We start from the raw sequence: 9386 nt of genomic DNA on the forward strand, positions 1-9386 counted from the left end.
CTTACTCGACTGGACGACGCGATGAAGTGTGTGCACTGGTCTGCACCTGATGGCCCTGCGCGCGCAGGAGCTCCCGCAGGCGCAGCAGGTCGCCGCGGCGGGGGATGCCGGCCATCCAGACGGTTCCGGTGGCATCGAACATCAGGTCAAGTGCCTTGTCGGCCGGCGTGCTGGCCCGCTGCAGGCCGGCCAAACGCGACCGACCGAGCGCGGTGAGCAGGGTGAGGCGCTGGTTGTCGCTGCCACGCAGCGCCAGCGACTGGTCCGCATGTTCGAGGTAAGGGTCGCTGATCACCGCGTCGATCAGGTCGCGCGCTTGGTCCAGCATGGGCTGCAGCATTTCCAGCGGGTGGCCGCTGTACACCAGGATGTCCGCGCCGGTGCGCTGGCGCAGCCCCTCCAGCATCTGCAGCAGGGCGTCGAACTGGTCGAACGGCTCGCCGCCGGAAATGGTGATGCCGTCGGCCTGGTCCAGCCACGGGGCAATCTGCTCAAGCAGGGTGGCTACGTCGACGACAGTGCGCCCCGGCCCCCAGGTGTCGGCAGAAATGCAGCCGCTGCAGCGGATGCTGCAGCCCTGGAACCAGATGCCCACGCGTTGCCCCGGCCCCAGCGTGGTCACCGGGAAATGCACGCGCGACAGCTGCAGGGGACGGTTCAACCGCGTTCCAGGTTGAGTACGTTGGCATCCACCGCAACGATGGTGAACTGCTGGCCGGGCTGCGCGTCCTGGTCGAACAGGGCACGCGCCAGCGGATTGAGCAGATGCGCCTCGAGCTGGTTGCGGATACCGCGCCCGCCATTGGACAGGTCCTTCAGGCACAGCGCGCGCAATGCATGGCGGGCCGGCGCGGCCAGGGTTACGCGCAGGTGCTGGGCCTGCAGGTCGGCCAGGGTCGCGTCGACCATCTGGTCGAAGATCTGCACTGCGATCTCCTCGCGGATGAAATCGAACACGATGATGTTCTCGCCGATCCGGTTGAGGATCTCCGGCCGGTTCAGGACCAGCTTGAAGTGCCGGTCGATTTCGTCATGCACCTTGCTCTGCACCTGCTCGAAGGGCTCGCCGGGCAGCACGTTGGCCACGCGCTCGCCATGCTCGCCCTGACGGTAGATGCCCAGATTGGAGGTGAATACGATCAGTGCCTCGGAGAAGTACACCCGGTCGCCACGCCCGGACGTGAGCACACCGTCGTCGAGGATCTGCAGGAACTTGTCGAGGATGCGCGGATGGGCCTTCTCGATCTCGTCGAACAGGACCACGCTGAACGGTTTCTCGCGGATGGCGTTGGTCAGTTCGCCGCCCACGTCGTAGCCCACGTAGCCGGGCGGAGCGCCGATCAGCCGCTGGTCGGCATGCTCGGCGCTGAACTCGGACATGTCGAACCGGATGTAGGCACTTTCGTCGCCGAACAGCAGGCTGGTGACGGTCTTGGCCAGCTCGGTCTTGCCCACCCCGGTGGGGCCGGCCAGGAACGCCACGCCGCGCGGCCGGTTGCCCTTGCGGCTTGCACCCACGCCGGTCATGGCGCGCTTGACGATGTCCAGCATGTGGGTCACCGCATGGTGCTGGCCCTTGACCCGCTGATGGACGAACGCATCGCCCATGCGGATGCGCTGCCGGTCAATGCGCAGCCAGGGGTCTTCGGTGACCCCGACCTTGTAGCGGCGCACGGCGTCGCCGATCTGGTCCACCGCCACCCCTTCGACCCGGGCCAGCTGTGCGATGGCACTAAGGTCCAGCAACAGCAGCCCCTCGGTGCTCTGAACGAATGCATCCACCGCCTGCGCGATGGCCTCGGCGCTGGTGTCCGGGGCACCGGCCAGCCCCTTGAGCAAGGCCGGGGCCAGTGCGCGCCGGGTGAGCTGGTCCGGCTTGGCCACCGGAATGTGGCGGATGCGGGGGTTGCCGACCAGCAGCCAGTCGGGCAGGTCACCTTCCTTCTCCACCACCCAGAGCACCGTGTTGAAGAACGGCTTGCGCTGCGCGCCGCCCGGTCGGCTGCGTGCCTGGTGTGAGAGCACCAGGGCCTGGGTGAACAGCTGGTGTTCGGCGGCGCTGAGGGCGTCGCTGCGCACCGCCAGACGCGAGGCGAAATCGATGATCACTGCCACCGGCTCGCCCTGGCGGACGACCAGCCGTTGGAGCGTGGCACTGAGCAGGTCGATACCGGCGGGTGCGGCGCCGTCCACCGGGGTCAGCCCCAGCGATTGCAGCAGGGCGATGCCGCTGGCGGGATCGATGCCTGGGCGTTCCAAGGCGCGGAAACCGGCTAACGGATCCCAGCCCAGCACCTGCGCGTAGCCTTGGTCGAGCAGGGTGTTGCACAGGGTCTGGTTGAAGCTCTGCGCGGTTACCGTGCCTGGTGCCACCTCGGCGGCCTGCAGATCGCGGATGTTCCCGGAGAGCACGAACTGGCTCTTCAAGGGAAGGAAACGAACAAGATCGCGCTGCCAGCGCGGACCTTCAAACACATTCTTCCCTGACATCCTGCTGCCTGCTATTCCCGTGGTATGGGCAGGGTATTGCGCGCAGCCGCCGATTTCCAGCGCGTGCTGCTAGCCCGCCGCCGCGCCCGGCCGTGCCTGCGGCTTCCATCCGGCCGCCACCTCCACCCGCGGTCGCGGATGGTCATGCAGCTGCATGAAGCGCGCCGGGTCCACGGGACGGCCGAGCAGGTAGCCCTGCAGATAGTCGCAGCCCAGCCGCTCCAGGTACGCGCGCTGCCCGGCGGTTTCCACGCCTTCGGCGACGATGTCCATGTCCAGCGCATGGCCAAGGGCCACGATGGCCGAGACGATCACCACGTCTTCGGAGCTGTTTTCCAGGTCGCGCACGAAGGCATGGTCGATCTTGATCTCGGTGGCGGGCAGGCGCTTGAGGTAGAGCAGGCTGGAATAGCCGGTGCCGAAATCGTCGATGGAGATGCCCACGCCCAGGCTGGCCATCGCCTGCAGCAGCTTGAGGCTGGCGTCGGTGTCGCGCATGACCGTGCTTTCGGTGATTTCCAGCACCAGTCGCCGGGGCTCCAGGCGATGCTTCCTGAGCACGTCGCGCACCTCCTGCAGCAGGTGCGGCGCGCTGAACTGGATCGGCGACAGGTTCACCGACACCGTCCAGCTGTCGTGGCCCGCGTCCTGCCACTGGCGCAGCTGCCGGCAGGCCTCGTCCAGCGCCCAGCGGCCGATCTCGTTGATGACGCCGCTGCGTTCGGCCAGGCGGATGAAGCGGTCCGGGGGAATCAGGCCCTGCTGCGGATGGCGCCAGCGGATCAGCGCCTCGGCGCCGCTGACGCCCTGGCCGGCCACGCGGATCTTCGGCTGGTAGTGCAGGAACAGCTGCTCGGTGCCGATGGCACGGCGCAGGTCGGCCAGCAATTGGAACTGCTGTTCGGCGCTGTCGTTCATCCAGTCGGCGAACACCGCATACGCGTTGCGCCCGGCTTCCTTGGCCTGGTACATCGCCGCATCGGCGAAGGCCATCAACTGGCGTTCGCTGGCGGCATGGTCGGGGCAGATGGCGATGCCGATGCTGGCGGTGACCTGCAGCTCGTGGTCGGGCAGCAGCGGGCCGCCACCGACGGTCTGGAGGATGCGGCTGGCCAGGGTGGCGATGTCCTCGTCATTGTCGATGCGCACCACCAGCACGAACTCATCGCCGCCGAGCCGCGCCAGCACGTCGGCCGGTCGCAGCAGCTGGCGGGTGCGCTGGGCCACCGCGACCAGCAGCGCGTCGCCGGTCTGGTGGCCGTAGGCATCGTTGACCTGCTTGAAGCCGTCCAGGTCCATGAACAGCACGGCGAAGCGGCCGCTGCGCTGTTCGGCCTCGGCCAGCGCCTGTTCGATGCGCTGCTGCAGCAGGCGGCGGTTAGGCAGGCGGGTGAGCGGGTCGTGCAGGGCTGCCTGGGTGAGTTCTTCCTGCGCATCGTCGAGCGAGCTGCGCAGACGGTCGTTGCGCAGCCGCAGCAGCTGCGCCTGCATGCGCTGGTCCAGCCAGGACACGATCAACACCACCGCAAGAATGGCCAGGGTGAGCACCAGCACCACCGCCGCCAGCCACTGCGCCTGCAGGCCATCGCCGGTGGCCGCGCCGCAGATGCTGTCGGCCGGGAAGCGCGCTGCTGCCATGCCGGTGTAGTGCATGCCGACGATGGCCACCCCCAGCAGTGCTGCCGGCAGGATTCGATGGCGCAGGCGGCGCTCGCTCATGCGCAGTCGGAACGCCACGAACAGGGCGGTCCACGACGCGACAAGTGCGATCAGCAGCGATGCGCACAGCCAGCCGGGCTGGTAATCGATGCCCGGTTGCATGCGCATGGCGGCCATGCCGAGGTAGTGCATCGAGGCGATGCCGCTGCCCATCAGCAGCGCACCGAGGGCCAGCCGCGAATGCGGCAGCGTAGGCCGCGAGACCAGCCACAACGCAAAGACCGACGAGGCAACCGCCGCCAGCAGGGACACCACCGTCCATCCCACGTCATAGCCGAGCGGGATGGGCAGGCGGAACGCCAGCATGCCGATGAAGTGCATGGACCAGATGCCCAGGCCCATCGCGAAGCCGCCACCGGCCAGCCACAGCGCGCTCAACCGGGGGCTGGGCGCGGTAGTGATCCGGTTGGCCATGTCCAGTGCGGTGAAGGACGCCAGCATCGCGACCAGTAACGAAACCACGACCAACGACGGGGTGTAGCTGCCGATGAGCATCGATGACTCTCCATGGCCAGCACATCTGCGATCGGGTTGGACCGGTCGACGCGCGCCGATCCCCGGCGTGCGTGGCCACCGACACCGGCGTTGCCGGGCGGTGCACACAGCCTACCGCCAGCCCCGGGGGGGCTCGCAAGTGGCTGCGCGCATTATTTCGTGAGGGTCGCGTGAATCAATGGGTGACACCGTCGGCGGCCTGGAAGGCCGCATCGAACAGACGCTGCACCGGCGGCCCCATTTCGCCCGCCAACACGGTCAGCAGGAACAGCCCCAACAGCAGCGCTACCGGCAGGCCAAGCTGGATCGGGTTCAACGCAGGCGCCGCACGCGCGAGCACGCCGAAGGCCAGGTTGATGGCCAGCATCGCCACCGTCAGCGGCAGGGCGAGGCCGAGCGCGCCGCGGAATACCTGCAGTGCGAAGGTCGGCGCCGCGTTGAGGAAGGCATCGACATCCGGCAGCGACGCGCCAATCGGCACCGCCTTGTAACTGTCCATCAACAGCGAGATCAATGCGAGGTGGCCATTGCTGCTGAAAAACAGCAGGCCGAACAACAGGTAGAACCATTGCCCGATCACCCCCGAGCTGCCGCCGCGCAGTGGATCGCTCATCTGCGCGAAGGCCAGGCCGGTGCCCTGTGCAACCAGCTCGCCGGCCATCGCGCCGGCCTCGAACACCAGCCGCAGCAGGAAGCCGATCGACACGCCGATCGCCAGCTCGCGCGCGATGCCCAGCACGGTGGCCGCATCGAAACCGGTCCATGCCGGCACCGGTGGCAGAATCGGCGACAACGCCACCGCCAGCGCGCCGGCCAGCACCACGCGCACCCGCGCCGGTACCGCACGCGTGCCGATCAACGGCATGGCCATGATCATCGCGCCGATGCGCAGCATGGTCCACAGGATGGTGCCGATCATGCCGAAGGCCTGCAGGCCGTCGGCTGCCATCTGGGTGGCCGAATCCATCGCCGCTACCCGATCAGGTGGGGAATGCGCTGGAACAGCAGCGTGGTGTATTCCACCAGCTGGCCGATCAGCAGGCTGCCGAGCGCGAACAGCACCGCGGTAAGCGCAGCAGCCTTGGCGACAAAGGCGATGGTGGGCTCGTTGAGCTGGGTGGCGGCCTGCACCACGCCGACCACCACGCCGACGATCAGCACGGTGAGCAGCAGCGGGCCGGCGACCCACAGCACCACGATCAGGCCACCACGCAGTTCGGTCAGGGCAAGTTCGGGGGTCATGTCACTGCACCGCGTTGAAGCTGGCCGCCAGCGTGCCCACCACCAGCACCCAGCCATCGACCAGCACGAACAGCAGGATCTTGAACGGTGCCGAGACCAGCATCGGCGACAGCATCATCATGCCCATCGACATCAGGACGCTGGCCACGACCAGGTCGATGATCACGAACGGAATGAAGATCAGGAAGCCGATCTCGAAGGCGGTCTTCAGCTCGCTGGTGACGAAGGAGGCCACCAGCACCGGGAACGGAATCGCGTCCGGGCCGGAATAGGTGCCATGCCCGGCCATGCCGGCGCAGGTCATCAGGTCGGTCTCGCGGATCTGCGCCAGCATGAAGGCGCGCAGCGGCGCGGTGGTCAGCGTCCAGGCGGTCTGGAAGTCGATCTCACCGTTGAGATAGGGTGCCATGCCGCTGCCCCAGGCCTTCTGCCACACCGGCAGCATCACCATCGCGGTGAGGAACAGGGCCAGGCCGAGCAGCACCTGGTTGGACGGGGTCTGGCCGGTGCCCAGCGCCTGGCGCAACAGGCCGAGCACGATGATGATGCGGGTGAAGGCGGTCAGCACCAGCAGCATCGACGGGATCAGGGTGATCGCGGTCATCAGCAGCAGGGTCTGCAGCGGCAGGCTGACCGCCTGGCCGCCGATCTTGCCGACATTCACGTCCGGCAGCGACGGGGTGCCGGGCAGGCCGGGGGCGGCCATCGCCAGCGCGGGCAGCGCGCACAGCAGCAGGGTCAGCAGCAACGGCAGGTAACGGGTCCAGGAGGCGTTCGGGCCACGCATGATCAGGGTTCCTTGCGCAGCCGCTGTTGCAGCAGCTGGGCGAAATTCGGGAGTTTTTTGAAGTCGGGCAGGCGCGCCGGGACGGGCGTCGGCAGGGGCTCGGGCAGGTGGTGCAGGGTGTTGATGCCGCCGGCGGTGACGCCCAGCAGCAGCTGCTCACCGTTGACTTCCACTACCACCACGCGCTCCTTGGCGCCGACGTTGAGGCTGGCCACCACGCGCAGGCCGTCGGCCGGGCGGAAGCCGCTGCCGGGCATGCGCTTGAGCAGCCAGCCCAGGCCGACGATCAGGGCCAGTACCGCCAGCAGCGCCAGCACCGCACCGAACATGCTCGGTGCGGCGGCCGCGTGCTGGCCGACCTTGGCCGCCGGGGTGCCGGCGGCGATGAGCAGCGATGCGATCAACGCAGTCTCCGGATCCGTTCGCTGGGGCTGACCACGTCGGTAAGACGCACGCCGAAGCGATCGTTGATGACCACCACTTCGCCATGCGCGATCAGGGTGCCGTTGACGAACACGTCCAGCGATTCGCCGGCGCCGCGTTCCAGTTCCACCACCGAGCCCTGGTTGAGCTGCAGCAGGTTGCGGATCGGCAGGCGCGCGCGGCCCACTTCCAGCGACAGCGTCACCGGCACGTCCAGGATCACATCCAGGTTGAGTTCGTCGCCGACGGAGGTGTCGTCGGACTGCAGCTGGGTGAACTGCGCCGGTGCCGGTTCGTTGGTGTCGATATCGTTCATTGCGGGTCTTCCTGCAGTACGGGAGCACGCGGGCGGGTGCCCGGCGGATGGGTGGCGGTGATCTTCACCGCGTTGAAACCGTTGGCGACGCCGAACTCACCGGTGAACACCGGGACGTTCTCCACGCACACCGGCACCTGCTTGGGCAGCTCGATCGGCAGTACGTCGCCGATCTTCAGCCGGGTCAGCTCGCGCAGGCTCATGCGCTTGGTGGCCAGCACGCTGGACAGGGTGACTTCGGCGATGTTGAGCTGTTCGCGCAGCATCACGCCCCAGCTGGCATCGCGGTCGTTGCGGTCGCTCTGGATGCCGGCATCGAGCAGCTCGCGGATCGGTTCGAGCATCGAGTAGGGCAGGGTGACGTGGATGTCGCCGCCACCGCCGTCGAGTTCGACATGCAGGCGACACACCACCACGTACTCGCGCGGGGTGACGATGTTGGCGAAGTGCGGGTTGATCTCGGAGTTGATGTACTCCAGCTCCACGTCCATCACCGGCGCCCAGGCTTCCTGCAGGTCGGCGAAAGTCTGCTTGAGCAGCAGGTGGATGACGCGCATTTCGGTCGCGGTGAACTCGCGGCCTTCGATGCGGGTCGGGTAGCGTCCGTCGCCGCCGAAGAAGTTGTCGACGATGGCGAACACCAACGTGGGTTCGAACACGATCAGCCCGGTACCGCGCAGCGGCTTGAAGCGGATCAGGTTGAGGTTGGTCGGCACGTACAGCGAGTGCATGTAGTCGTTGAACTTGATCAGCTCGATGCCGCGCACCGACAGCTCGGCCGAGCGCCGGATCAGGTTGAACAGGCCGATCCGCCACAGGCGCGCGAAGCGCTCGTTGACCATCTCCAGGGTCGGCATGCGCCCACGGATGATGCGGTCCTGGCTGGCGAAATCGTAATTGCGCGCCTCGCCCGGGGTTGGGGCATCCACATCGGTTTCGACCGCACCCGAATCCACGCCGTGCAACAGCGCATCGATCTCGTCCTGGGAAAGCAGGTCATTCATGGTGTGCCCTTACTGGGTGACGAAGCTGGTGAAAAGCAGTTCGTCGGCGCCCTTGTTGCCGGTTTCGGCCTTGAGCAGCTTCTGCACTTCGGCCAGCGAATCGGCCTGCAGGCGTTCCTTGCCGGCACGGTCGGCGATCTGGGTCGGCTCGACCTGCGAGAACAGCATCAGCAGCTTGGCGCGGATGGCCGGTGCATGCAGCTTGATCGCCTCCAGCGCGGCCGGGTCGCGGGTCATCAGCTGCACTTCGACCTGCAGATAGCGCGGGCCGTCGAAGCTGCTGTTGAGGTTGACCACGAACGGCGGCTCCAGCCCGAAGTACTGCGCCGGGGCCGGCACGGCCTTGCTGGCGGCGGGCTTGGCCGCCTTGGCATCGTGCTGGGACGCGGTGGCGAAATACCACGCACCGCCACCGGCGGCGCCGGCAGCCAGCACGGCCACCAGGGCAGTGATCAACAACGGACTGCGCGGCTTGGCGGCCTTGTCCTTGTCGGCGGATTTCTTGGTTTTGTCGGCGGCTGCGGCCACGAGGGGAAGCTCCATTGGATTGCTTCCTGGCTACATGCAAAGCGCGTGCCTGAATGCCGGGGACGAGGCGCGTCGGGTTTCTGGCGGCGTGGCGGCGGCGGGGTGTTACGCGCATGCGTGGCCGGAACGGAATGCAGCCACGCATGGCGTGGCTCTACCCGTCCATCCGCCCCCGCGTAGAGCCACGCCACGCGTGGCTGAGGCCGTACCGACCATGCCCGACCCGAATCGTAGAGCCACGCCACGCGTGGCTGAGGCTTTACCGACCAAGTCCGACCCGAAACGTAGAGCCACGCCATGCGTGGCTGAGGCCTTACCGACCACGCCCGACCCGAATCGTAGAGCCACGCCACGTGTGGCTGAGGCTTTACCGACCCTGTCC

10 protein-coding genes are annotated in these 9386 nt (G+C 67.4%); all 10 read right to left on the minus strand.

Annotated elements, in window-relative coordinates; all coding sequences use genetic code 11:
* Position 1: 1 nt before the first annotated feature.
* The 10 genes from RTO53_RS10730 to RTO53_RS10775 all read right to left on the minus strand — a co-directional run bounded on the left by RTO53_RS10730 (position 2) and on the right by RTO53_RS10775 (position 9019).
* On the minus strand, positions 2–661 hold the full coding sequence (locus RTO53_RS10730; RefSeq protein ID WP_312237778.1) for a 4Fe-4S single cluster domain-containing protein: 660 nt from the start codon (positions 659–661) through the stop codon (positions 2–4).
* Positions 658–2490 carry an AAA family ATPase gene (locus RTO53_RS10735; RefSeq protein WP_312237779.1) on the minus strand — a complete coding sequence of 611 codons (1833 nt, stop codon included), beginning with the start codon at positions 2488–2490 and terminating at the stop codon, positions 658–660. Before RTO53_RS10735 ends, RTO53_RS10730 begins: the two co-directional genes overlap by 4 nt.
* Positions 2491–2559: 69 nt before the next feature.
* A complete protein-coding gene (locus RTO53_RS10740) occupies positions 2560–4704 on the minus strand; it encodes an EAL domain-containing protein (RefSeq protein WP_312237780.1) in 2145 nt (714 codons plus the stop codon).
* A gap of 175 nt (positions 4705–4879) precedes the next feature.
* A complete protein-coding gene (gene fliR, locus RTO53_RS10745) occupies positions 4880–5671 on the minus strand; it encodes a flagellar biosynthetic protein FliR (protein ID WP_312237781.1) in 792 nt (263 codons plus the stop codon).
* Positions 5672–5676: 5 nt separating this feature from the next.
* A complete protein-coding gene (locus tag RTO53_RS10750) occupies positions 5677–5946 on the minus strand; it encodes a flagellar biosynthetic protein FliQ (RefSeq protein ID WP_038688486.1) in 270 nt (89 codons plus the stop codon).
* Position 5947: 1 nt separating this feature from the next.
* Positions 5948–6733, minus strand: a complete 786-nt coding sequence (gene fliP / locus RTO53_RS10755; RefSeq protein WP_312237782.1) for a flagellar type III secretion system pore protein FliP — start codon at positions 6731–6733, stop codon at positions 5948–5950.
* Between the two features lie 2 nt (positions 6734–6735).
* Positions 6736–7137 (minus strand): flagellar biosynthetic protein FliO, encoded by a 402-nt coding sequence (gene fliO / locus RTO53_RS10760; RefSeq protein ID WP_312237783.1) that lies wholly within the window; start codon positions 7135–7137, stop codon positions 6736–6738.
* Positions 7134–7472, minus strand: coding sequence for a flagellar motor switch protein FliN (gene fliN / locus RTO53_RS10765; RefSeq protein ID WP_312237784.1), 339 nt, complete (start codon positions 7470–7472; stop codon positions 7134–7136). The genes fliO and fliN overlap by 4 nt, the downstream gene beginning before the upstream one ends.
* A complete protein-coding gene (gene fliM / locus RTO53_RS10770; protein WP_312237785.1) occupies positions 7469–8476 on the minus strand; it encodes a flagellar motor switch protein FliM in 1008 nt (335 codons plus the stop codon). The genes fliN and fliM overlap by 4 nt, the downstream gene beginning before the upstream one ends.
* A gap of 9 nt (positions 8477–8485) precedes the next feature.
* Positions 8486–9019 (minus strand): flagellar basal body-associated FliL family protein, encoded by a 534-nt coding sequence (locus RTO53_RS10775; protein ID WP_312237786.1) that lies wholly within the window; start codon positions 9017–9019, stop codon positions 8486–8488.
* Between the last annotated feature and the right edge of the window lie 367 nt (positions 9020–9386).

Source organism: Stenotrophomonas sp. (assembly GCF_031995405.1).
GTDB lineage: Bacteria > Pseudomonadota > Gammaproteobacteria > Xanthomonadales > Xanthomonadaceae > Stenotrophomonas.